This window comes from Novosphingobium pokkalii, assembly GCF_014652855.1.
Taxonomy (GTDB): Bacteria; Pseudomonadota; Alphaproteobacteria; order Sphingomonadales; family Sphingomonadaceae; genus Novosphingobium; species Novosphingobium pokkalii.
In genome coordinates this window covers 124,618-148,456 of sequence record NZ_BMZP01000004.1, presented here as the reverse complement: position 1 = coordinate 148,456, position 23,839 = coordinate 124,618, and the positions used below count along the sequence as shown (strand labels likewise).

General features: G+C 67.7%; 24 protein-coding genes. 7 read left to right on the top strand and 17 right to left on the bottom strand.

The annotated features are described in order from the left end of the window. Positions 1-4 precede the first annotated feature (4 nt). The 4 genes from smc to IE191_RS05910 are packed head-to-tail and all read right to left on the bottom strand — an operon-like array spanning position 5 to position 5,613. On the bottom strand, positions 5-3,445 hold the full coding sequence (smc, locus tag IE191_RS05925) for a chromosome segregation protein SMC (protein ID WP_191323433.1): 3,441 nt from the start codon (positions 3,443-3,445) through the stop codon (positions 5-7). A gap of 25 nt (positions 3,446-3,470) precedes the next feature. Further along, on the bottom strand, positions 3,471-4,220 hold the full coding sequence (locus tag IE191_RS05920; protein WP_191323432.1) for a thioredoxin domain-containing protein: 750 nt from the start codon (positions 4,218-4,220) through the stop codon (positions 3,471-3,473). A 50-nt stretch (positions 4,221-4,270) separates the two neighbouring features. Beyond that, on the bottom strand, positions 4,271-5,008 hold the full coding sequence (locus IE191_RS05915; RefSeq protein ID WP_191323431.1) for a thioredoxin domain-containing protein: 738 nt from the start codon (positions 5,006-5,008) through the stop codon (positions 4,271-4,273). Between the two features lie 2 nt (positions 5,009-5,010). Next, the gene (locus IE191_RS05910; protein ID WP_229815131.1) at positions 5,011-5,613 is read right to left on the bottom strand and encodes a DUF721 domain-containing protein; all 603 of its coding nucleotides are present in this window, start codon (positions 5,611-5,613) and stop codon (positions 5,011-5,013) included. 14 nt (positions 5,614-5,627) lie between these two features. Here IE191_RS05910 and IE191_RS05905 point away from each other — a divergent pair, with 14 nt between their 5' ends. From IE191_RS05905 to nudC, 3 genes are read left to right on the top strand one after another with little or no spacing between them, the layout of a single operon-like run. Continuing rightward, positions 5,628-6,758, top strand: a complete 1,131-nt coding sequence (locus tag IE191_RS05905) for an A/G-specific adenine glycosylase (RefSeq protein WP_191323430.1) — start codon at positions 5,628-5,630, stop codon at positions 6,756-6,758. Positions 6,759-6,785: 27 nt separating this feature from the next. Next, positions 6,786-8,099: a serine hydrolase domain-containing protein gene (locus IE191_RS05900; RefSeq protein ID WP_191323429.1), complete on the top strand. Its 1,314-nt coding sequence runs from the start codon at positions 6,786-6,788 to the stop codon at positions 8,097-8,099. After that, the gene (gene nudC, locus IE191_RS05895) at positions 8,096-9,013 is read left to right on the top strand and encodes an NAD(+) diphosphatase (RefSeq protein ID WP_191323428.1); all 918 of its coding nucleotides are present in this window, start codon (positions 8,096-8,098) and stop codon (positions 9,011-9,013) included. Before IE191_RS05900 ends, nudC begins: the two co-directional genes overlap by 4 nt. A 155-nt stretch (positions 9,014-9,168) precedes the next feature. Here the strand turns inward: nudC and IE191_RS05890 are convergent, their stop codons facing one another. Both IE191_RS05890 and mgtE read right to left on the bottom strand, forming a co-directional pair. Next, positions 9,169-9,585: a DUF1489 family protein gene (locus tag IE191_RS05890; RefSeq protein ID WP_191323427.1), complete on the bottom strand. Its 417-nt coding sequence runs from the start codon at positions 9,583-9,585 to the stop codon at positions 9,169-9,171. A 22-nt stretch (positions 9,586-9,607) separates the two neighbouring features. Then, positions 9,608-11,005 (bottom strand): magnesium transporter, encoded by a 1,398-nt coding sequence (mgtE, locus tag IE191_RS05885; protein WP_191323588.1) that lies wholly within the window; start codon positions 11,003-11,005, stop codon positions 9,608-9,610. Between the two features lie 163 nt (positions 11,006-11,168). Between mgtE and IE191_RS05880 the strand changes: the two genes are divergently transcribed. Then, the gene (locus IE191_RS05880; protein ID WP_191323426.1) at positions 11,169-11,624 is read left to right on the top strand and encodes a peptidylprolyl isomerase; all 456 of its coding nucleotides are present in this window, start codon (positions 11,169-11,171) and stop codon (positions 11,622-11,624) included. Positions 11,625-11,761: 137 nt separating this feature from the next. Then, positions 11,762-13,306 (top strand): succinyl-CoA:acetate CoA-transferase ScpC, encoded by a 1,545-nt coding sequence (gene scpC / locus IE191_RS05875; RefSeq protein ID WP_191323425.1) that lies wholly within the window; start codon positions 11,762-11,764, stop codon positions 13,304-13,306. Between the two features lie 116 nt (positions 13,307-13,422). Here scpC and IE191_RS05870 read toward each other — a convergent pair whose 3' ends face one another. The 4 genes from IE191_RS05870 to IE191_RS05855 all read right to left on the bottom strand — a co-directional run bounded on the left by IE191_RS05870 (position 13,423) and on the right by IE191_RS05855 (position 17,026). Continuing rightward, positions 13,423-14,304: a LysR substrate-binding domain-containing protein gene (locus IE191_RS05870; RefSeq protein WP_191323424.1), complete on the bottom strand. Its 882-nt coding sequence runs from the start codon at positions 14,302-14,304 to the stop codon at positions 13,423-13,425. After that, entirely contained in the window at positions 14,304-15,248 is a 945-nt protein-coding gene (locus tag IE191_RS05865; RefSeq protein WP_191323423.1) for a hemolysin family protein, read from the bottom strand. Before IE191_RS05865 ends, IE191_RS05870 begins: the two co-directional genes overlap by 1 nt. Before the next feature lie 33 nt (positions 15,249-15,281). Then, complete coding sequence (gene ybeY / locus IE191_RS05860) at positions 15,282-15,776, bottom strand: rRNA maturation RNase YbeY (RefSeq protein WP_191323422.1); 495 nt, start codon at positions 15,774-15,776, stop codon at positions 15,282-15,284. A gap of 203 nt (positions 15,777-15,979) precedes the next feature. Next, on the bottom strand, positions 15,980-17,026 hold the full coding sequence (locus tag IE191_RS05855; RefSeq protein ID WP_308432878.1) for a PhoH family protein: 1,047 nt from the start codon (positions 17,024-17,026) through the stop codon (positions 15,980-15,982). Positions 17,027-17,334: 308 nt separating this feature from the next. Between IE191_RS05855 and IE191_RS05850 the strand changes: the two genes are divergently transcribed. Continuing rightward, a complete protein-coding gene (locus IE191_RS05850) occupies positions 17,335-17,640 on the top strand; it encodes a hypothetical protein (RefSeq protein WP_191323420.1) in 306 nt (101 codons plus the stop codon). 88 nt (positions 17,641-17,728) lie between these two features. Here the strand turns inward: IE191_RS05850 and miaB are convergent, their stop codons facing one another. From miaB to IE191_RS05815, 7 genes are all read right to left on the bottom strand, one after another. Then, entirely contained in the window at positions 17,729-19,051 is a 1,323-nt protein-coding gene (gene miaB, locus IE191_RS05845) for a tRNA (N6-isopentenyl adenosine(37)-C2)-methylthiotransferase MiaB (protein WP_191323419.1), read from the bottom strand. Between the two features lie 136 nt (positions 19,052-19,187). Then, complete coding sequence (locus tag IE191_RS05840) at positions 19,188-20,042, bottom strand: lysophospholipid acyltransferase family protein (protein WP_191323418.1); 855 nt, start codon at positions 20,040-20,042, stop codon at positions 19,188-19,190. 8 nt (positions 20,043-20,050) lie between these two features. Next, positions 20,051-20,473 carry a Fur family transcriptional regulator gene (locus IE191_RS05835; RefSeq protein WP_191323417.1) on the bottom strand — a complete coding sequence of 141 codons (423 nt, stop codon included), beginning with the start codon at positions 20,471-20,473 and terminating at the stop codon, positions 20,051-20,053. Positions 20,474-20,704: 231 nt separating this feature from the next. Beyond that, positions 20,705-21,166 (bottom strand): Ros/MucR family transcriptional regulator, encoded by a 462-nt coding sequence (locus tag IE191_RS05830; protein ID WP_191323416.1) that lies wholly within the window; start codon positions 21,164-21,166, stop codon positions 20,705-20,707. Positions 21,167-21,341: 175 nt separating this feature from the next. Continuing rightward, positions 21,342-21,776: a GNAT family N-acetyltransferase gene (locus IE191_RS05825; RefSeq protein WP_191323415.1), complete on the bottom strand. Its 435-nt coding sequence runs from the start codon at positions 21,774-21,776 to the stop codon at positions 21,342-21,344. 29 nt (positions 21,777-21,805) lie between these two features. Further along, a complete protein-coding gene (gene tsaB, locus IE191_RS05820; RefSeq protein ID WP_229815130.1) occupies positions 21,806-22,459 on the bottom strand; it encodes a tRNA (adenosine(37)-N6)-threonylcarbamoyltransferase complex dimerization subunit type 1 TsaB in 654 nt (217 codons plus the stop codon). 22 nt (positions 22,460-22,481) lie between these two features. Then, positions 22,482-23,057, bottom strand: a complete 576-nt coding sequence (locus tag IE191_RS05815) for a NifU family protein (protein WP_191323414.1) — start codon at positions 23,055-23,057, stop codon at positions 22,482-22,484. A 115-nt stretch (positions 23,058-23,172) separates the two neighbouring features. Here IE191_RS05815 and IE191_RS05810 point away from each other — a divergent pair, with 115 nt between their 5' ends. Further along, positions 23,173-23,832 carry an FKBP-type peptidyl-prolyl cis-trans isomerase gene (locus IE191_RS05810; protein WP_191323413.1) on the top strand — a complete coding sequence of 220 codons (660 nt, stop codon included), beginning with the start codon at positions 23,173-23,175 and terminating at the stop codon, positions 23,830-23,832. Positions 23,833-23,839 lie beyond the last annotated feature (7 nt).

Genomic DNA, 23,839 nt, shown 5'->3' with positions numbered 1-23,839 from the left:
CGCGCTAAACCGCCTGTGCCAGCAATTCCTCCGCCCCGCCCAGGTCGACGCTGACCAGGCGGGAAACGCCGCGTTCCACCATGGTCACGCCGAACAGGCGATGCATCCGGCTCATCGTCACGGCGTTGTGGGTGACGATCAGGTAGCGGGTCTGCGTTTCGCCAACCATCGTGTCGAGCAGGTCGCAGAAGCGTTCGATATTGGCGTCGTCGAGCGGGGCGTCGACTTCGTCGAGCACGCAGATCGGGGCCGGATTGGTCAGGAACAGGCCGAAGATCAGCGCCACGGCGGTGAGCGCCTGTTCCCCGCCCGACAGCAGGGTGAGCGATTGCAGGCGCTTGCCCGGCGGCTGCGCCATGATTTCCAGCCCTGCTTCCAGCGGATCGTCGCTGTCCACCAGGGCCAGATGCGCTTCGCCGCCGCCGAACAGGCGGGTGAACAGGCGGCGGAAATGGCCGTCCACCGCCTCGAACGCGGCGCGCAGGCGTTCGCGGCCTTCGCGGTTGAGATTGCCGATCGAGCCGCGCAGGCGGTTGACCGCTTCGGCGAGTTCGGCCTGCTCGGCCAGGCTTTCGGCCTGGCGCGCTTCGGCCTGGGCGAGTTCCTCGGCGGCGACCAGATTGACGGGGCCGATGCGTTCACGTTCGGCCATCAGGCGCTCGTGCGTGGCGCTTTCGGTGGCCGCCTCGCCCACGTCGGCACTGGCAAAGGCAAAGCGTTCGGCCAGCAGCGGGGGCGGGCACTGAAAGCGTTCGCCGGAAATGCCGGCCATTTCCTGGCGGCGCTGGTCTTCGTGGGTGGCGCGGGCACTGGCCGTGGCGCGGGTTTCGCGCGCGGTGGCAAGCGCTTCGTTGGCCCGGGCCAGGGCTGCATCGGCGGCCTTGCCGGCCGCTTCGGCAGCGGCCAGCGCGGCTTCGGCCTGGGCCAGATCGCTGGCTAGGCGCGCGCGAATCGCTTCGCCCTGTTCGATTTCGGCGATCAGTCCGGTGGGCTTGGCGGCGCTGACGGCGCGCTCCTGCGCCAGTTCCTCCGCCCGCGTGGCCATCTGCGCCAGCCGCTTGGCCGCATCGCCGGCGCGGGCCTGCCAGTTGCGCATGTCGGCCTTCATGCCGCCCAGCCGTTCGCGCCCGACGGCCAGGCCCTGCTCCAGCGCGGCATGGGCGGCCATGGCCTGTTGCAATGCGGCGCGGGCGGCCTGGTGCGCTTGCCGCGCGGTTTCCACCGCCGCGCGGCCCTGCGCCGGATCGGGCAGCGCGGCGTGGCGCGCTTGTGCCTGCGTCACCTCGGCCTGCGCGGCGGTGACCTGCTGGTCCAGCGCTTCGCTCTGGCGGGCGAGATCGGCGGCGCGGGCCTCGCGCTGGGCGCGGGCAGCCTCGGCCTGGTCCAGCGCGCGCAGGGCGCTGCGCTCGGCCTCGGCCGCCTGGCCAATGGCGCGTTCCACCCCGCTCCATTCCGCCTGGACCTGGGCCAGGCCATCCCGCGCGGCCAGGTGCGCCGCCTCTGCGGCCTGGACCGTGGCTTCGAGTGTGGGCAGGCGGCTTTCCAGATCGGAGAGGCGGTTGTCGGCTTCCAGCGCGGCCGCTTCGGCAGCGCCTTCGCCGCGCGCGACGAAGCCATCCCAGCGGCGCAAGTGTCCGGCGCGGGTGACGAGCCATTCGCCGGGCGCGAGCGGCTGGCCTTCGTCGCGTTCCACCGCGCGCACCAGGGCCAGCCGCGCGGCGAGTTCGGGCGGGCAGGTGGGCACCTGGTGCAGCAGCGCGTCGGCCAGGGCGGCGGGGGCCTCCGCGCCGGTCCAGAACCGGCCTTCGCCCACAGCCGGCGCAGCGCCGAGCGGGGCCATGGCATCGCGGCCCAGCACGGCGGCCAGAGCGCGCTCCCAGCCCGGCGCGATGCGGCAGCCGGAGAGCGCCGCCGGTCCGCGCCCCTTGGCAGCGGCGGCCTTGGCCCGCGCCGCCTTGTCGCGCGCCAGCGCTTCGGCCTCGCGCGCCACGCCCGCCAGCTCGGCCCGCGCGGTGGCCAGCGCATTGGCGGCGTTGTCGCGCTCCTGGGTCAGGCGCTCGCGGCTCGTGGTCAGTTCCTCGCGCCGGGCGCGCTGGGCGGCAAGCGTGGCGGCGGCCTGCGCGCGGCGCGCTTCCGCTTCGGCCAGGGCCAGCGCCGGATCGGGCTGCGCGGCGAGTGCGGCCTGCTCTTTGCCCAGGCGCTGGTGCTCGCTGTCGAGCCGGGCCAGCGCGCCTTGCGCCGCCGCGAGCGCGGCCTGCGCCACGCGCCATTCGGCTTCCACGCCGGCCTGCTCGGCCTGGGCCTGGGCCTGGGCCAGTTCGGCGGCGCGGGCGGCGCGCTCGGCTTCGTCCAGCGCGGCGGCAAGCAGCGGGCGGCGCGCGTCGTCGGCCTCCAGCGCGGCTTGCGCGGTGGCGAGGTCGCTCTCCAGCCGGGCCAGTTCCTGCGCGGCCTGCGCGGTCAACTGGTCGGCCTGGGCGCGGTCTTCGGCGATGGCGCGCAATTGCCGGTCGATGTCGGTCAGGCGCTGTTCGGCGGCTTCCAACTGGGCAGAGAGCGCCGCCATGCGCTGGCCGTGGGCGGCGGCATCCTGCCGCCGGTCGAACAGGTCTTCGCGCGCCTGGGCGAGGGCGGCGGCGGCGCTGTGCTGCGCGCCTTGCGCGGTGACGGTGGCGGCCTGGGCACCCGCCACCAGGGCTTCGGCGCGCGCCGCCTCGTCCCGCGCGGCCTGGGCGGCGGCAGCGGCATCGCGCCAGCGGGCAAAGACCAGCCGGGCTTCGGCCACGCGAATCTTGTCGGATACCGTGCGATAGCGTTCGGCCGAGCGGGCCTGGCGGCGCAGGTTGGCGATCTGGCCGTCCATGCCGGCCATCAGGTCTTCCAGCCGGGCGAGGTTGGCCTCGGTGGCGCGCAGTTTCTGTTCGGCGTCGCGGCGGCGCACATGGAGGCCGGCGATGCCCGCCGCCTCTTCCAGCATCATGCGGCGTTCGGCAGGCCTGGCGGCGATGACCGCGGCGATGCGCCCCTGGCTGACCAGCGCCGGGCTGTGCGCGCCGGTGGCGGCATCGGCAAAGATCAGCCCGACATCCTTGGCGCGCACGTCCCGCCCGTTGACGCGATAGGCCGAGCCCGCACCGCGTTCGATCCGCCGCACCACTTCCAATTCACCGCCCCACGCATCGTCCGGGTCGGTCTGCGCGGTCAGGGCCACTTCGGCAAAGGCGCGGGCCGGGCGGCTGGCGCTGCCGGCAAAGATCACGTCGTCCATCCCGGCGCCGCGCATGGCCTTGGCCGAGGCTTCGCCCATGACCCAGCGCAGCGCTTCGAGCAGGTTCGACTTGCCGCAGCCGTTGGGGCCGACCACGCCGGTCAGCCCCGGTTCGATGCGCAGTTCGGCCGGTTCGACGAAGCTTTTGAAACCCGAAAGTTTCAGGCGCTGGAAATGCATCGAACCGGCCCCCCGGAATCGGGGATCAGCGCGCGCCGGCGCGTTGCAGGATGGGTTCGAGCTGTTCCCAGGTGGCCACGTCCACGTTCTTGCCGTTGACGATGAACGTGGGCGTGCCGGTGATGTTGTACTTGTCGCCGGCGGTCTGGGTGTCGCTGGCCAGCGCTTCGGCGGTCTTGGTATCGGCCAGGCACGCCATCGCCTGGTCACGGGCGATGCCGCGCGCGCCGAAGAAATCGATCAGGCCGCCCTTGTCGGCCATCACGCCGAACATCTTGGCCGGCGGCAGGTTCATCGCCTGGATTTGCTGGCCCGCCGCCTGAAGCTTGGGGAAGAGGTCCTTCTGGTTGGCATAGACCTGCTGGGTCAGCGCAAAGAAGCTGTCGGGCGTGCCGCAATGCGTCAGCATGGCCATCGTCGTGTCGAACGGATCGCGCACGAAGTTGCGGAATTCCAGGCTGACCCGGCCGCTGTTGACATACGTATCACGCAGCTTGGGGAAGCCCTTTTCCTCGAATTCGGCGCAGTGCGGGCAAGTGAGCGAGCCGAACTCGATCAGCTTGATCGGCGCGTCGGGGTTGCCCATCACATAGCCGCCCTCGGTGGTCTTGCTGACCACGTCGCTCCAGGCCTTGCCGGCGGGTGCGGCCACGGTGGGCAGGGCTTGCGCCGATTGCGCGGCGGGGCCGCCAGCATCGTCCTTCTTGCCGCAGGCGGCAAGGCCAAGGGTGAGCGGCAGGGCGAGCAGGGCAAGGCGGGCAGTGGCAAATTTCATCGCGTGGGTTCCCGTTCGATGGGGCAAATGGGGAGGGGGAAGCGGTCCGGTCAGTTCATCCGCGCTTCAAGCTGCGGCTTGAGCGCGGCCCAGCTTGCCGTGCCGGCCAGCGGCAGGCCGTTGATCAGGAACGCCGGAGTGCCTTCGACATAGTCCTTGTCGGCCGCTTCCTTGGTGCCGGCGGCCAGGCGATTGGCCAGCGCCTCGTCAGCCAGGCAGCGATCGGCAGCAATGCGGCTGACCCCGCGCGAGGCCATCATGTCATAGAACTTGAAATCGCTGGCGATGGCGCGGGTGCGGCTCGCGAGCGGGCCGGTGCTCCAGCGCTGGCGCTGGGCCTGGCTGGCGGTCATTTCCAGGCCGATCCAGTCTTCCTGGCGGGTCAGGAACATCAGGTGGGTCTGCCAGAACTGCGCCGGCGAAACGCAGTGGGTCAGCAGCGCCACAGTCAGATCGATCGGATCGCGCACGAAATTGCGCACTTCGATCGAGCCCTTGCCCGGCGCGATGAAGCCCAGGCGAAGCTGGCCATCGGCCTCCTGCGTGAAATGGGCGCAGTGCGGGCAGGTGTAGCTGATGTATTCCACCAGCTTGATCGGCGCGTTGGGATTGCCCAGCACGAAGCTGTCGCGCGCCGTGCGCACCACCGTCTGGTTCCAGTTGCGCCCGGCCGGGGCGGCGGGGGCTGCCTTTTTCGGCGGGGCGGCCAGCGCCGGATGCGCGGCCAGCAGGCCAAGCGCGGCGGTGAGCGAGAGGGCGATGGTCTTGGCAGCGGAACGAAGCTTCATGGTCACTTGCGAATGTCCCTGTTGTCCGTGTCTTTCTTGGCGCTGGCTTCGCCCAGCGAGCGCGCCAGCGATTCGAGCACTGCGCGCAGTTCCGGATCGCCGATGGCGCGCAGGCTGTCGCCTAGGTCCATCGGCACCGGCTTCAAAGCGGGCGGCGCCAGCGGTGCCGGACCTGTCGGGCGCGGTGCCTGAACCACGCCTTGACGCAGCTTGACCTTGGCCACGGCGCGATAGCCGAAGAAGCGGTTCACCCGCTCGATGATCTCGGGCACGACGTGCTGGATCAGCGGGGCATGGGCCGGGGTGACCACCAGTTGCAGGATGCCGTCGCCCTTTTCACCCGGCGCGAAGCGGATCGATTCGGGCATGCAGTGGCGGGCATGGGCCGTGCCGACGATTTCGGGCCAGCGCGTGACGACCGAGCTTTGCACAAAGCCGAAGCGGCGGAACGCGGTGCGGCCGATCGCCGGCATCAGATCGGCGATCTGGCGCGCTTCGCCGCCGCGCTTGCGCTCGACTGGCCGGGCTGGGGCCGCCGCCTTGGCAGCACCCTTTCGGGCAGAACGGGGTTTGGCCTGATCGCTTTCCATCGTGGGGCCTGCCATGCCATAGCGGCGCCATGCAAGCCAGTAGCCATCCTGACGATTTCCCCGCCTGCCATGATGAAAGCGGGGCCGACGAAAACGGGGCTGATAAAAGCGGGGCTGGCACGGCAGACCGGTTGCTGGCGTGGTATGATCGCAATGCGCGCTTGCTGCCCTGGCGCAGCCCGCCGGGCACGCCCGCGCCCGATCCCTACCGCGTGTGGCTGTCCGAAGTGATGCTGCAACAGACCACGGTGGCCGCCGTCGGCCCGTATTTCGACAAGTTCACCCGAACCTGGCCCACCGTGCACGATCTGGCGGCGGCCGACGATGCCGTGGTCATGGCCGCGTGGGCGGGGCTGGGCTATTACGCCCGCGCCCGCAACTTGCTGGCCTGCGCCCGCGCGGTGGCGGCGCTCGGGGCTTTTCCCGATACCGAGGAGGGCCTGCGCGCGCTGCCCGGCCTTGGCGCCTATACCGCGGCGGCAGTGGCGGCGATCGCGTTCGATCGCCATGCCGTGGTCGTCGATGCCAATGTGGAGCGCGTGGTGGCGCGGCTCTTTGCCATCGATACGCCGCTGCCCGCTGCAAGGCCGGCGATCCGCGCCGCCACGGCCACGATCACGCCACAGCGCCGCGCCGGCGATTTCGCGCAGGCGATGATGGACCTGGGCGCCACGATCTGCACGGTCAAGACGCCGCGCTGCCTGCTGTGCCCGTTGCGCCAGGACTGCCGCGCCGCCGCCGAAGGGCGGGCCGAGGGGCTGCCGGTGAAAGCCGCCAAGAAGGCAAAGCCGACCCGCCAGGGCCGTGCCTTCTGGATTGAGCGGATCGGGCCGGGCGGAACCGCCGAAGTTCTGATGGTGACGCGGCCGGGCAAGGGCATGCTGGGCGGCATGCGGGCCTTGCCCGACGATGGCTGGAGCGCGCGCGGCGATGGCGATGGCCAGGCGCCGCTGGCGGGCACCTGGCGATCGGCCGGGGTGGTGCGCCACGGTTTCACCCATTTCGATCTCGAACTGCAATTGATGGTGGGCGAAGCGCTTTCTGCCGCTAAGATTGCGGGCGCCCACTGGTGGCCCCGTGATGATGTGGAAAACGCAGGGTTGCCAACGGTTTTCGCCAAGGCGGCGCGGCTTGCACTGGCCGGCACGCAGGATATCTGAAGGAAAGGTTCGGCAATGCACGAAGGCATGACGTTTGCGCCGACACCGGCGCTCAGCCGCCGCTCTTTGCTCGGCGGCGCCGGGCTTTTGGGGGGTGGCCTGCTGTTGCGGCGCTGGGCTCATGCGGCCCCCGTCGATCCGCGCCTGCCGGCGCTGTCGGCGCTCCTCGATGATTACGTGGGCAGCGGCAAGCTGGTTGGCGCCGTGGCCACGCTGGGATGGGGCACGCAGGCACCCGAAGTGGTGGCGCGCGGCGTGGGCACGCGCGGCGATTCGCGCGCTGTCGATGAAAACAGCCTGTTCCGCCTCTATTCGATGACCAAGCCGATCACCGGCATGGCGGCGATGATGCTGATCGACGAGGGCAAGCTCAAGCTGGACCAGCCGATTGCCGATTTCCTGCCCGGCTTTGCGCACATGACCGTGCTGGCCGATCCGGCCGGTCCGGTGGACAAGGTGGTGCCCGCCACGGCCCCGATCACGGTGCGCAACCTGCTCACCCACACTGCCGGCCTTGGCTATACCATCGTCCAGACCGGGCCGATCCGCGATGCCTATGCCAAGGCCGGGATCATGCCGTTCGAAACCAGCCGCGTGCCGGTGCCCGGCTTTGGCGAAACCCATACCGCGCCCAGCCTGGCCGCCTTTGCCGACAATTTGGCGCAGTTGCCGCTGGTCTATCAGCCGGGCACGCGCTGGTCCTATTCGGTCGGGCTCGATCTGATGGGGCGGGTGATCGAATTGGCATCGGGCCAGGAATTCGCGGCGTTCCTCAAGGCGCGTTTCTTCGATCCGCTGGGCATGGACAGCACCTCGTTCCAGCTTGCCCGTGCCGACGTGCCGCGCTTCACCACCAATTATGTCGTCGCAGATGGCCGCCTGCTGCCGATCGACGTGGCCGCCAATTCGATCTTCCTCGATCGTCCGGCCTTTCCGTTTGGCGGGGCAGGGCTGATCTCCTCGCCGCGCGATTATGACCGGTTCCTGGCCATGCTGCTGAACGGCGGGGTCTTTGCCGGCAAGCGGGTGATGAGCCAGCGCGCGGTGGACATGGGCACCAGCAATCTGCTGCCGCCCGACGCCAGCACCGCCGGCACCTGGATCGCCGGCCATGGCTTTGGCGCGGGTGGGCGCGTGGGGCTGGGCGATGCGGCCGGCACGTATGGCTGGTCGGGCGCGGCGGGCACGATCGGCTTCATCAGCAAGGTCGGCGGCGTGCGTGCGGGGTTCTATGCCCAGTTCATGCCGAGCACGACCTATCCGTTCAGCGAAGCATTTCCCCAGGCCGTGCGCAGCGATGTGCGCGCGCGCATCCTGGCCCAGCACAAGGTTGCCGCATGACCGATTCCGCCACTCTGGCCCGCGCCCTGCCGTCCATTGCCTATGCCGGCAATCCACTGGACCGGGCCGATGCCGTGCGCAGCGATCCGGCGCGGCTGGCTGCGGTGCAGGCCGCGCCGGGCGCGCGGCTGCTGGTGCTCGACGGCCTGGCCCCTGAATTTGGCGCAGACGGCGGACTGACCTGGGCGCCCCTGGCCACGGCGGGGGAAGGGGCGGAGCTGGTGTTCCTTGGCCTGGATGCCGATGGGCAGGGCTGCTTTGCCGCCGTGGACCCGGCGCTGGGCGGCAGCACGGCGCCCGCCGCGCCAAACCTGCGCGCGCTGCTCGATGCCATGCCGGCGCAAGACCTGGCGATCTATGGCGGGGCGCGCAGCCTGGTCGACTGGCATGCGCGCCACCGCTTCTGCGCCCGCTGCGGCCATGCCACGCGCGGCGCCAAGGGCGGGTGGCAGCGTTCCTGCACCAATCCGGCTTGCGGCGCGGAGCACTTCCCTCGCGTCGATCCGGTCACGATCATGCTGGTGGAGCATGAAGGCCGCCTCTTGCTGGGCCGCCAGCCGCGCTTTCCGGCGGGGCGCTATTCCGCCTTGGCCGGCTTCGTGGAGCCGGGCGAGACGGTGGAGGAAGCCGTGGCGCGCGAAGTGCTGGAGGAAGCCGGCGTCCGCGTGCACAGCGTGCGTTATGTCGCCAGCCAGCCCTGGCCCTATCCCTCGTCGCTGATGATTGCCTGCCACGCACTGACCGACGAGCCGATCATCGCCATCGACCACAACGAACTGGAAGACGCCCGCTGGTTCACCCGCGCGGAAGTGGCCGCCGCACTGGAAGGCCGCCCCGACGCCCCGTTCGGTGCGCCCACGCATACCGCCGTGGCGCGGCACCTGCTGGAATGGTGGATGGTGGCGCGGGGATAGGTCGCGTCAGGTTGCGTCAGGCTTGGCACCACCCCCCGCCCCCCTCCTCTGAAGAGGAGGGGGCTTTTTTGTCAGTGCTTTAACTCCCCCTCCTCTTCAGAGGAGGGGGGCGGGGGGTGGTGGGAAGCCTGACACAAACCCCGAACCCAACCCCTTCAAACCAGCCCCAGCTTCGCCAATTCCCCGGCAATCTCGGCCGGCAGCACATCGCCCGCCTCACCATCGCCTAGGTCGGCCGGGGCATCGGCTGGTTCGAGATAGCGCCAGCCCTGATGCGCGCGGCGCGGCTTGGGCACCACGTCGATCAGGCGCGTGGAGACCAGGATATTGGTGCGCCCGCCTTCGGTTTCCTCGAAGCCGAGGATTTCGCTGCGCGCCACGAGCTGGTGCTTGAGGATCCAGTAGAGCGAGCCGCCGATCATCTCGGCATGGCGGCGCGGGCAGTTGCGCGTGGTCAGGCGGGCGACGCCTTCCGGGTTCAGCCGGGGCGAGCGATGGCCGCTTTCGAACCATTCGTGGATTTCGGCCAGCGACTGCGCGCCATAGGCCACCTTGGTCATGTGCAGGGGCATTGCAGGTGTCTTCCGATCGGTTTCAGGCAGCAAGACCGGTGATCACGGCCAGCCCCAGGAACGAGAAGAAGCCCATGACATCGGTGGCCATCGTCACGAATACGGCCGAAGAGACAGCCGGATCCACGCGCAGGCGATCGAGCGTGACCGGCACCAGGATTCCGGCAAGGCCCGCGACCAGGTTGTTGATCACCATGGCCGCGGCGATCACCGCGCCCAGGTGTGGGTTGCCGAAGATCAGCGTGGTGCCCACCCCGATCAGCACGCCCAGCGACAGGCCGTTGGCCAGCGCGATGCGCAGTTCGCGCAGGATCATGCGCACGGTGTTGGAACTGGTGAGCTGGTTGGTGGCGATGGCGCGGACGACGACCGCCAGGGTCTGCGTGCCGGCATTGCCGCCCATGCCCGAAACGATCGGCATCAGCACGGCGAGCAGGGCAAAGCGGGCGATGGCGCCCTGGAACAGCCCGACCACCGACGCGGCGATGATCGCCGTGCCCAGGTTCACCACCAGCCACGACAGGCGCGTGCGCACGGTCAGCGCGATCGGTTCGTTGATGTCGCCATCGCCCGCGCCCGACAGGCGCAGGATGTCTTCGCTGGCTTCTTCCTGGATGATGTGGACCACGTCGTCCACCGTGATCTGGCCGACCAGGCGGCCGCTGCCATCCACCACGGCGGCCGAGATCAGCGCGTATTTCTGAAAGCGGAGTGCCACTTCCTCCTGGTCCATGGTCACGGGAATCAGCGTCTGGTCGCGCTTCATCACGTCGGCCAGGGCCACTTCGCGCGGGGTGCGCAGGATCCACGAGAGCTGGCAGGTGCCGACCGGGCGGTGCTTCACATCCACCACGAAGACTTCCCAGAACTCGGTGGCGAGTTCGTCGTCGCTGCGCAGATAGTCGATCAGCGCGCCCACGGTGAGATGTTCGGGCACCGCGATCACGTCGCGGCTCATCAGGCGACCGGCGGATTCTTCCGGGTAAGACAGCGCGCTTTCGATCGCGGCGCGGTCCTCCGGTTCCATTTCCGCCAGAACGGCGGCCTGATCTTCCTCGTCGAGATCCTCGATCAGGGCGACGGCGTCGTCCGTCTCCATCTGCTCGGCAAGGTCGGCGACTTCGTCGGGCTCAAGCTCGTCGACCAGGTCGTCGCGCACCCAGTCGTTCAGCTCGGCCAGCACGTCGGACCCGAGCAGGTCGGTAATCGCGCGGGCCAGCGGCGCGCGATATTCGTGGCCGATCAGCTCGATCAGGTCGGCGATGTCGGCCGGGTGCAGCGGCTCGACCAGGTTGTAGACGGTTTCCTGGTCCTCGGCGTCGAGCGCTTCGGTCACCTTGCGCAGGAAAGAGGGGCGCAGGGTGTTGTCTTCCTCGTCCAGTTCCTGCGAATTGCGCACAGGATCGGGCGCCGCCACCATCACGGTATCGGTGTCGATCTGCGGTTCGTCGTCCCGGTGCGCGGCTTCATCCATCATCGGCGGGGATAGGCGATCATCCGGCAAATGCAATGGTGCAGTGCAGCGTGACTTTGCGTGCAGATTGCCTATATCGGCCACATTCTTTGCCAAGGAAGAGTGGTCGATGTCTGAAGAAAAACTGGTCCTGTCGCTGGATTCGGGCGATGTGGTGATCAAGCTGCGTCCCGATCTGGCCCCCGGCCACGTGGAACGCATCAAGGAACTGGCCTCGGAAGGGTTCTATGACGGGGTGAAGTTCCACCGCGTGATCCCCGGTTTCATGGCGCAGGGCGGCTGCCCCCAGGGCACCGGCATGGGCGGCTCCAGCAAGCCCGACCTCAAGGCCGAATTCAACGACCAGCCGCACGTGCGCGGCGTGTGCTCGATGGCCCGCACCAGCTATCCGCACTCGGCCAACAGCCAGTTCTTCATCTGCTTCGATGATGCGCGCTTCCTCGATCGCCAGTACACCGTGTGGGGCGAAGTGGAGAGCGGGATGGAACACATCGACGCGCTGCCCAAGGGCGAACCGCCGGCAAACCCCGGCGTGATCCGCAAGGCGACCGTCCAGGCGGCCTGAGCGGGGCAGCGTCTCGGATTCGAGACAAGACCTGTATCAAATCAGGGAAAGGCGGGGCTGGTCCCCGCCTTTTTTGCTGTGGGACAAGGAACATGGGCCTAGGGGCGGGGTAGCAGCGAACCTGAGAGGAGCCCCCCATGAACGCCCCCGTTTCGTCCCCAACGGTGTCTACCGCCCGCATTGCCCACCCCGATTACCGCGCCAGGCTGATGAGCGCGGACGATGCGGCCGGCCTGATCGGCCCCGGCGCCGTCGTGGGCATGAGCGGCTTTACCGGCGCTGGCTATCCCAAGGCCGTGCCCCAGGCGCTGGCGCGGCGGATGGAAGCGGCCCATGCGGCGGGCAATCCCTATACGATCAAGGTGTGGACCGGCGCTTCCACCGGGCCGGAACTGGATGGCGCGCTGGCGCGGGCCAAGGGCATCGATTTCCGCCTGCCCTACAATTCCGATCCGCTGGTGCGCGAACAGATCAACGCCGGCACCGTGCAGTATTTCGACATGCACCTGAGCCAGGTGGCACCCGTGGCGTGGCAGGGCTTCCTCGGCCCGCTCGACGTGGCGCTGGTGGAAGTCTCGGCGATCCTGCCCGATGGCAGCGTGGTGCCGTCTTCCTCCGTGGGCAACAACAAGACCTGGCTGGACCGCGCCGACAAAATCATCCTGGAAGTCAATTCCTGGCAGCACGAAGCGCTGCACGGGATGCATGACATCTATTACGGCACGGCCCTGCCGCCGCACCGCCAGCCGATCCCGCTGATCCATCCCAACGATCGCATCGGCCAGCCTACCTTCCGCGTCGATCCGGCCAAGGTCGTGGCGGTTGTCGCCACCAATACCCCCGATCGCAACGCCCCGTTCAAGGCGCCCGATGACGCAGCGCGCGCGATTGCCGGGCACCTGCTCGATTTCTTCCAGAACGAGGTGCGGCAGGGCCGCCTGCCGGCCTCGCTGCTGCCGATCCAGTCGGGCGTCGGCAATATCGCCAATGCCGTGCTGACCGGCCTGATGGACAGTCCGTTCGATCCGATGACGGCCTATACCGAAGTGCTTCAGGATGGGATGCTGGACCTGCTGGCCTCGGGCAAGCTGGCAATGGCCTCGGCCACGGCCTTTTCGCTCAGCCCCGAAGCGGCCGAGGCGCTCAACGCTGAAATGCACCGCTATCGTCAGCGTATCGTGCTGCGCCCGCAGGAAATTTCCAACCATCCCGAACTGGTGCGGCGCCTCGGCTGCCTGGCGATGAACGGCATGATCGAGGCCGATATCTATGGCAACGTCAATTCCACCCACCTGATGGGCTCGCGCATACAGAACGGCATCGGCGGCTCGGGCGACTTTGCCCGCAACGCCTATATCTCGATCTTCATGGCGCCATCGGTGGCCAAGGGCGGGGCGATTTCCACGATCGTGCCGCAGGTTAGCCATGTCGACCATATCGACCAGGACGTGCAGGTGATCGTCACCGACCAGGGCCTGGCCGACCTGCGCGGGCTGGCGCCCAAGCAGCGCGCCGAGCAGGTCATCGCCCATTGCGTCCACCCGCTCTACCGCGATCAACTGGCCGATTACTATGCGCGCGCGCTGCACTCGTCCTATGGCAAGCACTCGCCCTCGCTGCTGACCGAGGCGCTGTCGTGGCATCAGCGATTCATCGAGACCGGCACGATGCTCGCGGGGTAGGGCGATAGGCTGGCGATGGACTCCGGATCAAGTCCGTGGTGACGTTAAAGTTGTAAAATAAAACACTTTCCTCGTCGCCCCTGGCTTGACCCGGGGCCCCGCTCGACCTGTGCGAACTATAGCCCGGCTTTCAGCATCCAGTCGTGAAACAGCCGCACCGGGCGCGATTGCAGCGCGCGGGGGCGGCACACGAACCAATAGGAATAGGGACTGTCCACCTCGATGTCATAGACGCGGGCGAGGCGCGGATCGTGGCTGCGGCTGAAATGGTCATCGTGCATGATGGCGATGCCCAGGCCCTGCGCGGCCGCTTCCAGGATGAGCTGGCCGGAATCGAAATGGTCGATCGCCGCCGGCTCCAGCGCTTCGAGGTGCAGCGTGCGCTTCCATGCCTCGAAGCTGGCGGGCAGGTCGTTGTGGACCAGGAACGTCTGCTTGGCCAGTTTCGCCATGTCGGGCCGGTTGCCCAGTTCGGCGGCCAGTTCCTTGCTGGCGATGGCATAGACGCGGTTGTGATCCAGCCGCACCGAATGCAGCGCCGCGTCCGGCCCTTCGGACAGGATGATCGCGGCATCGATGGTATCGCCCAGCTTGGTTTCGGCGGCGGTCGAGCTGTCGATGTCGATATGCAGTTGTGGATGCAGCTTGCGCAGTTCGCCCAGGCGCGGGAACAGGCGCTGGCTGCCGAACAGCGGCAGCACGCCCAGGCGCAGGCGCATGACCTTGCCGGTATCGATCATGCGGTCGATGCGGTCGGCCATCTCGTCGATCAGCGGGGCGACCGCTTCATAGAGCGTCTGGCCATCCTCGGTCAGCTTCAACGCCTGGTGCTTGCGCTCGAACAGCGGCTTGCCGACGAATTCCTCCAGTGCCGCCAGCCGCCGCGACAGAGCCGAAGGGCTGAGCGCCAGTTCGGCCGCCGCCGTCTTGGCCGAACCTGCGCGCACCACGCGGATGAAGGCTTCGAGCGAACGCAGGGGCGGCAGGCGGCGGATCATCAGGCGTCTTCTTCTTCGGCAAGGGCAGTGGAGGGAGCATGCAGGCGCAGGCGGGTGAGGCGGCGCTCGTCGCCCCCGGTCACTTCCAGCCGCCAGCCGGATTCGTGTTCCAGCACGCGGCCGACCGGTGGCACTTCGCCGGCCAATACCACGGCCAGGCCGCCCAGCGTATCGACATCTTCCTCCACGTCGGCCAGGCGGGGATCGATCACCCGGGCCACGTCTTCCAGTTCGGCACGGGCATCGGCATCCCAGGTATCGGGATCGAGCTGGTTGAGCAGCACTTCGGGCGCATCGTCGTGCTCGTCTTCCACGTCGCCGACGATTTCCTCGACCAGATCCTCGAACGTGATGATCCCGTCGGTGCCGGAATATTCGTCGATCACCACGGCCAGGTGGGTGCGGCTGCCGCGCATGTCGGCCAGCACGTCGATCGCGCCGCGCGCCTGGGGCACGAACAGCGGCTGGCGCAGCAGCGTGGTCCAGTCCGGCGGCGGCGATCCACCGTTCAGTGCCATGTCCGCCAGGAACGGGAACACGTCCTTGATGTGCATCATGCCGATCACTTCATCGAGCGATTCGCCATAGACCGGCAGGCGGCTGTGGCCATGCTCGGCAAAGGCGGCAACCACTTCGGCAAAGCTGGACGAGGCGGGAATCGCGATGATTTCGCCGCGCGGGATGGCGACGTCGTCGGCATCGCGCTCGCTGAAATGGAGCAGGTTCTTGAGCATCTGGCGTTCCACCGGCACCAGGTCGCCATCGGCGCCCTCGATGTGGCCGGGTTCGTGCTCGTGCTCCTCGATCGCTTCCTCGATCTGCGCCCGCAGCGACTGGTCATGGTCAGGCCCCTTGAAAAAGGCCTTTATCACGCGCCAAAGCGCGCCGTTACTGTCGCCTTCGCCCGAGCGACTGTCGCCGCCGGACCCATTGCCCTCGGGCACTGACCTTGCTCCTGTGTCTATTGAACTTGCAATTCACGCATATGGGTCGGCCAGGCCCAGCAAGGCAAGCGCCTTCCGCTCCAGGTCTTCCATTTCCTCGGCCTGCGCCTCGCCTTCCTCGTGATCATAGCCTGCCAGATGCAGCAGGCCGTGCACGACGAGATGGGTGGCGTGGTGTTCCACCGAGATGCCTTTGTCCGTCGCTTCCCGGCTGCACACGCCCTGCGCCAGGATCAGGTCGCCCAGCATGCCCGGCGCGCCTTCGTCGCCGCCGGCACGCAGCACGTCCTCGCGCGCCAGCATCGGGAAAGACAGCACGTTGGTGGGCTTGTCCTTGGCCCGCCACTGCTTGTTGAGCGCGTGGACTTCCTCGTCATCGGCCAGCACCAGGCTGACCAGCAGATTGGGATGGGCCAGCTCGGGCGCGACCTGAGCGGTCGCCTCCGCAGCGCGGTTGGCCAATGCCTCCCAATCGGTGGCAGTTCCCCAGATGGGATCGATGTCGATTTCCAGAATCGGCGCGGTCATGCGGGGGGCCTGTGCAATTGGGGGACGCGATTCGCTTTGGCATGGCCGGGAACCACGCGCCAGCCTGTCATGTGCAAAAAATGCAAGATTGGGTTGGGGCCTTCACCACCCCCCGACCCCCTCCTCTGAAGAGGAGGGGGAGTTGAGCCATAAAGCCCCCTCCTCTTCAGAGGAGGGGGTTGGGGGTGGTGCGAAGCCTGGCGCTAAGCCTCATTCCCTTCATAAGCCTCGACAATCCGGCCGACGATCGGATGGCGCACCACGTCGGCGCGGCTGAAGTGGACGACGCCGATGCCGTCCACGCCCTCCAGCCGGCCGACCGCATCGGCCAGGCCGCTCGCCGCTACGCCACCGGGAAGGTCCACCTGCTTGGGATCGCCGCACACCACCATGCGGCTGTTCTGGCCAAAGCGGGTAAGGAACATCTTCATCTGCGCCGGCGTGGTATTCTGCGCCTCGTCGAGGATGACGAAAGCGTCAGCCAGAGTGCGGCCGCGCATGAAGGCGATCGGCGCGATCTCGATTTCGCCGCTGGCGATGCGCCGCTCCACTTGCTCGGGCGGCATGCAATCATAGAGCGCATCATAGAGCGGGCGCAGATAGGGATCGACCTTTTCCTTCATGTCGCCGGGCAGGAAGCCCAGGCGCTCGCCCGCTTCCACCGCCGGGCGCGACAGGATCAGGCGCTGCACCGAGCCGGTCATCAACTGCGCCACGGCCTGCGCCACGGCGAGGTAGGTCTTGCCCGTGCCGGCCGGGCCAAGGGCAAAGATCACGTCGTTCTTCACCAGCGCCTGCATATAGGCGATCTGCGTGGCCGAACGCGGCACGATCGTCTTGCGCCGGGTGCGGATCATGATCGGCGGGGCATTGCCCGGCGTGCCGGTGATGATGCCTTCCAGCGTCGGTTCGGCGCTCATCGCGATCAGCGATTCGAGGGCGCCGCTGTCGATCTCGTGCCCGGTGTTCAGCCGCTGGTAGAGGCCTTTGAGCACGTCCCGCGCGCGGGCCACGGCGTCTTCGGGGCCTTCGATCAGCACCTTGTTGCCGCGTGCCGAGATAAAGACGCCCAGGCGATTCTCGATCTGCACCAGGTTGGTGTCGAATTGCCCGAACAGCGCGCCCAGCATGGTCTGCTCTTCGAATTCCACTTCCACGCGCGCGCGGCTGCCATGGTCGGGCCTGGCCCCGGTTCTGACCCCGCTCTCGCCGGATATTCCGGCACGGTGGCCGGGGCGGTCGAAGGTCATGTCGCGATGCGCCTCTTCGTGGGCGCGGGGGAATTTGCGAGCCATGGGATGGGGTTTTCGCGCTCCTTTCATCGAACCACTTCATACAAGTGTAAGGTGTGATTGCCCGTGTGCAAGCACCCTGGCGGCAAAATGCGCGAACAAGGTAACAGGGATGCGACACTTTGCTGCCGCGCCACGACAAACCTGAGCGGTTTCTTGCGCAGCGCTTCGGCGCGCGTTCAGCCGCGTCGGACCATAACCGGTTCATGGCCGACAGACACCCCAAGGCACTTCGCCAGGGCCGGCCGGAACAAGGAGTTACCCCCATGCGCAAGTTCGTCCTCGCCGCTGTTGCCGCCGCCATCCTCGCCCCGGTTCTGGCCCCGGCCATGGCCAATGCCCAGCCGGTCAACACCCCCGCCGTCGCTGCCGCCCGGCACGATGTGCGCCAGGATCGCGCCGAAGTGCGCCACGATCGCCGCGCTCTGGAAGTCGCCCGTGCCCGTGGCAACGAACGCGCCGCGCACATTGCCCGCCACGAGCTGCGCCACGACAAGCGTGATCTGCGCCACGATCGCCGTGAACTGCACCACAAGATCCGCCACGCCTATCGCCACCACCACTATCGTTGAGCGGCAGCCCTGCTGAGCGCACGATGAAAAAGCCCCCGGCGCAGCCTGCGTCGGGGGCCTTTTCATGTCGGTTTCCGGTCTGCGGCGATCAGTCGACCAGGCGCCCGGCCAGCGAATTGGGACCGGCTTCGACCAGGTCCACCTGCACCAGATCGCCGATGGCGACATCGCCGGTGAAATGCACCGATTGCAGCCACGGCGATTTGCCCAGCCATTGCCCCGGATGGCGTCCGCGCCGCTCGACCAGCACGTCGCAACGCTGCCCCACGCTGGCCCGGTTGAACGCCGTGGCATCGCGCACCAGCGCTTCCTGAAGGCGCTTGAGCCGCTCGTCCATCACCTCGGGCGCAATCTGGCCGGGCATCGTTGCGGCCGGCGTGCCGGGGCGAGGGGAATACTTGAAGCTGAACGCCTGGGCATGGCGCACCTGGCCCACCAGATCGAGCGTGTCCTGGAATTCGGCCTCGGTCTCGCCGGGGAAGCCGACGATGAAATCGCCCGACAGCGCGATATCGGGCCGCGCGGCGCGCACGCGGTCGATGATCTTGAGATAGCTTTCCACCGTGTGGCTGCGGTTCATTGCCTTGAGCACGCGGTCGTTGCCCGCCTGCACCGGCAAGTGCAGGAACGGCATGAGCTTGGCGATCTCGCCATGGGCGGCGATCAGGCCCTCGCTCATGTCGTTGGGGTGGCTGGTGGTATAGCGGATGCGCGCCAGGTCCGGCTCGGCCGCCAGCGTGCGGATCAGGCCATCCAGGCCGATGGCGCGGCCCTTGTCGTCCTGCCCGCTCCAGGCATTCACGTTCTGGCCCAGCAGGGTGATCTCGCGCGCGCCTCCGGCCACCAGCAGCTTGGCTTCCTCGACCAGATCGCTGAACGGGCGTGAGATTTCCGCGCCGCGCGTATAGGGCACCACGCAATAGGTGCAGAACTTGTCGCAGCCTTCCTGCACAGTGAGGAACGCGCTCGGGCCGGAGCGGCGGCGCTTGGGCAGGGCGGCGAACTTCGCCTCGGCCGGCATGACGGTTTCGGTGCCGCGCTTGCCGGCGGCGGCATCGGCGACCATTTCGGGGAGGCGGTGATAGGCCTGCGGCCCGACCACCACTTTCACCGAAGGCGCGCGCGCCATGATTTCCTCGCCTTCGGCCTGGGCCACGCAGCCGGCCACCGCGATCAGCGGCACGCTGCCATCGTCACGGCGCAGGCGGCCAATATCGGAATAGACCTTTTCCGTCGCCTTTTCGCGGATATGGCAGGTGTTGAGCACGACCAGATCGGCGCCATCGCGCTCGGCCGTGGCGGTCATGCCTTGGGCGGTGAGCAGTTCGGCCATGCGCTCGCCGTCATAGACGTTCATCTGGCAGCCGAAGCTCTTGACGTGAAACGTCCGGGGGGGATTCTCTGCGGGCATAAGCCGCGCCCCATAAGGCAATCGGGCGGCAATTGGAACCGCCCTTGCGCGAGGTTCCCGGGGCTTCGACAAGCTCAGCCCGAACGGATTTTCAGGTTCTGGCTGTTCCCGGCTGCCCTGAGCTTGCCCGAGCCAATCAGGCCGCGCGGTCGTGCTTTTCGCGGCTATAGCCCACTTGCGGCACATCGAGGTGGAACGGGCGCAGCGGCTTGCCCAGGTTGCGTTCGATGGCCGGCACGATGCGGTTGCGGGCTTCGGCCGCGATCGCCTTGCGGCCGGGGTAGTCGCGCGGATCGAATGGATCGAGGAAGTGGATGTCGAGCCGGAACGAACCGCGCCGTGCCAGAATGCGCATGGCATTGGCAATGCCGCCCTCGGTACCGATCCAGCCGATCCATTCGGCCACGGCGCCGTAATCGAGCGCCACCGGCTGCACCAGCACGCCCGGCGGCGGCGGTTCGAGCACGCGCAGCATCGAGGTCTTGAACGGCAGCAGCGACTGGCCGTCGGTGGTGGTGCCTTCGGGAAATATCGTGATGGCCCAGTTGTCGGCCAGGGTTTCGCGCAGGCGGTTGATCTGCTCGGCCACGCCCAGGCGGTCTTCGCGGCTGACGAAGACCGTACGGTTGAGCCGCGCCAGCCAGCCGACCACGGGGGCCTCGCCGATTTCCGCCTTGGATACGAACGCAGTGCCGCTGGCCCCGGCGAGTGCCAGGATATCCACCCACGACAAGTGGTTGCTGATGTAGAACACGTCACGGCGCAGGGGCGTGCCATGCACGCGCACCCGCGCGCCACAGAGCCGGGCGGTGAGATAGAGGAAAATGCGCGGCAGCGGCGAGCCATAGTGCACCGTGCGCCACACATAGTGCAGCGGCACACAGACCAGCAGGGCCAGGAGAATGCCGATGGCCCGCCAGAACACGCGGCACTTGCCCAGCAGGCTGATGGGGGCGTCCCGTTCCGGGCCGACGCTGCGCTGGCGGGGCATGGTGGCGATCAGCTTTCGCGGCCGAGCTTGACGCCGTAAAGTTCCATGCGGTGGTCGACCAGGCGATAACCCAGCTTTTCCGCGATCTGGCGCTGCAACTGCTCCAGCTCGGGATCGACGAATTCGATGACCTTGCCGGTTTCCACGTCGATCAGGTGATCGTGGTGCGCTTCCGGCGTGGCTTCATAGCGGGCGCGGCCGTCGCCGAAATCGTGGCGGTCGAGAATCCCGGCCTCTTCGAACAGGCGCACGGTGCGATAGACCGTGGCGATCGAGATGCGCGGGTCGCGCGCGGCGGCGCGTTCGTGCAGCTTTTCCACGTCCGGGTGGTCGGTGCTTTCCGACAGCACTTGCGCGATCACGCGGCGCTGGTCGGTGATGCGCAGGCCGCGTTCGGCGCAAAGGGCTTCAAGGTCGATCACACGGTGCACGCTGGTCTCGTCATTCTGGAAAGCTCGGGAGCCCATATAGGCGAATTGGCGGCGCTTGTTAACCGGCCAAGCGGCCGGGTGCGATGGAGCACTGCAAGCGGCTGTGGATGACCGCGCCTCTTGCCCGGCAGTCTACGGCAGGCATGCAAAGGCCCGGCGGGCAGGCAACGCATCGCGCTGCAACCCGCCGGGCCTTGATGCCAGAGTAGGGCCAGGCGGCCCGAACTCCGATCAGGCCGAAGCGGCAGCCTTGCCACGGCCGCGCTTGGCGGGGGCCGGGGCAGCGGCGGGCTTGCGACCCAGGCCGATCTTCTTGGCCAGTTCGCGGCGCTTTTCGGCATAGGCCGGGGCAACCATCGGATAGTCGGCCGGCAGGTTCCAGCGGGCGCGATACTGTTCCGGGGTCATGTTGTAGCGCGTGGCAAGATGGCGCTTGAGCATCTTGAGCTTCTTGCCGTCTTCCAGGCAGACGATGTGATCGTTCTTGACCGAAGCACGGATCGACACGGCCGGTTCGGGCGCGGGTTCAGCCACCGGTTCCGACGGCTTGAGCCCGGCAAGCGCCGAATAGACGTTGGAAATGAGGACCGGAAGATCACCCACCGAGACGCTGTTGTTGCTCACATGGGCTGCCACGATGTCGGAAGTCAGCGTGATAAGGGTTTCACGCATATCGTTTTCGATATCAGTCATTGCGATCCGGCTTTCGTTCTATGTTGCTGTGCGACACGTTTTGGATGGCAACCGAGAATGTCGGTCGCGTCGCCCCGTCTATACGCTTTTGTATTCAAGAAACAACTGGCGGATGTTGCGGTATTCGATAAAATGACCGAAATTTCACAAATAGCTGATTTCTCGAAATTTCAAATCACAGGCGAAGTTCCTGGCTGATTGCGGCAATCCTTTCGCCGCTCGTGCTGCGATAGTAACCGGGCCTGATACCAATGGGTTGGAACCCATGCTTGGAATAGAGGTTCCCGGCCGGGTTGCCTTCGCGCATTTCCAAAAACAGCCGCGCCATGCCGGCGGCGCGGGCCTGCGCGATGAATCGGGTCAGCAGCGAATCGCCCAGGCCCCGGCGGCGGTATTGCGGTGCAACAGCAAACAGCAGCAGTTCTTCTTCATCGAATATACTGCGCGACAAGAAAAAGCCCGCGGTCGTCTCGGCATCTTCGGGATGTTCGCCGCCGTCCGCGCCGATCAGGCCATAGCGGGTGCGCCCGATCAGCAAGGCATCGCCCACCTGGCGGCGGTTCCACGCCTCGCCATAATCGGGAGGGAAGGCCGTGATCATCACGGCCATGATGCGATCGAGATCGTCGACGGGCACCATCAGGCAGGCAGCACACCGCCGGGAAGCCGGGCGTCGGGGGCGCGGCCATAGGCGGGGGCCGCGCCATCGCCCAGCGCCGTTGCGGGCAGCAGGCCGGCCTGGCGTGCATCGGGCCACAGCGGCATGGCCGTCACGCCGGGGCGCGCATCGGCGCAGGCGGCGGCCTGGCTGCCGGCGACAAGTGGCGCAGACAAGCGGGCCAGGGCAGCATCGGGCGAGAGCGAGGCCAGCGGCGCCAGCGCCAGGCCGTCAGCGTCGAACGGCCGGACGAACCATTCGCCATGGCCACCGGTCATCACCACGTCCACCGCGACGGGGCCGCCATGCTGCGCGCGGGCCATGGCCGCGATCAGGTCGGGGCTGTGGTAACTGCGCACCGTGGCATTCCAGGCCAGGGCAAGCGCCCGCGCGGCGGCCAGGCCAACGCGGATGCCGGTGAAACTGCCCGGGCCGCTGTTGACCAGGATCGTGGCAGCGCGCCCGCGATCGGGCAGGGCGGCAATCATCGGCACCAGCTTTTCGGCGTGGCCCCGGCCCAGCATCAGGCATTCGCCGGCAATCAGCGCGCCGTCTTCGAAAAGGGCCACCGAACAACTTTCGGTGGCACTGTCGATCACCAGGCGGCGGCGGTCATGAGGGGCAGCGTCGGCCAAGGCGCTTGTCCGTTCCGTCCGCTCAGGCTGCGCGCACTTCGGTCACTTCCGGCACATAATGCTTGAGCAGGCTTTCGATGCCGTGCTTGAGCGTGGCGGTGGACGAAGGGCAGCCCGAGCAGGCACCCTGCATCTTGAGATAGACCACGCCTTCGCGGAAACCCTTGTAGATGATGTCGCCGCCATCGTTGGCGACGGCCGGGCGCACGCGGGTCTCGATCAAGTCCTTGATCTGTTCGACGATATCGGCATCGGCCGGATCATCGCCCAGGTCCTCATCCTCGCCGGGCACTTCGATACCCGCGGCACTGCCACCGGCAAACAGCGGCGCCTGCGACACGAAATGGTCCAGCAGGATGGCCAGCACCTGTGGCTTGGCATCGGCCCATTGCGCACCCGGTGCAATCGTCACCGAAACGAACGCCTGGCCGAACAGCACTTCGGTCACGTCGCCCAGCGAAAACAGCGCCTGCGCCAGGGGCGAAGCCTCCGCTTCCTCGGGCGAGGTGAACGAGCGCGTGCCGCTGCTCATCACCTGCTCGCCGGGCAGGAACTTGAGCGTGGCCGGATTCGGCGTGGTTTCGGTTTCGATGAACATGATTGCTGCATTTAGGACTGGGGGGGCAGGGGTCAAGGGGCGTGAACGGCCATCAGCCCGCCAAACGCGCGCTATTTCGCTGGAACGGGCCTGCCTGCCTGCTATGAACCGCGCCATGATCACTGCCCTTTCGCGCCACGCGCGCCTCGCCACGCTCGTTTCGTCCGTCCTGCTGGCTGTCCCGGCCCTGGCAGCGCCCGCCAAGCCCGTTGCCAAGCCGGTCGCCCGCCCGGCTGCCGCTGCCGCGCTGTCCACCGCGATCCTGCCGGTGCCGCTGATGCCGGTGGTGCCCGCCGGCCAGCGCCAGTGCAGCGCCAAGACCGCTTCGGGCCTCGGCACGCTGACGCTCAAGCCTTCGGCCGATCCCGCCCATCCGGCCAAGGGCGATTATGTGCTGGTCAACTACATCGGCTATCTGGCCGCAGACGGCCGCGTGTTCGACCAGAACAGCGCCGCCGCCTTTCCGGTGGAAGGCGTGATCCCCGGCTTTTCCGAAGGTCTGCAACTGATGGCCAAGGGCAGCACCTGGCGTTTCTGCGTGCCCGCCACGCTCGGCTATGGCGCGCAGGGCGCGGGAGAGACCATTCCCGCCAATGCGGACCTGGTCTTCCAGGTCGAACTGGTGGACTACAAGACCGCCGCCGAAGTGGAAAAGATGCGCGCCGCCGCTGCCGCTGCGCAGGGGGCTGCCGGTGGTGATGCGGCTGGCCCCAACCCGGCTCAGGCGCCGGCTCCGGCGACGGCTCCTGCCCCAGCCACCACGCCCAAGCCGTAACGGCGTA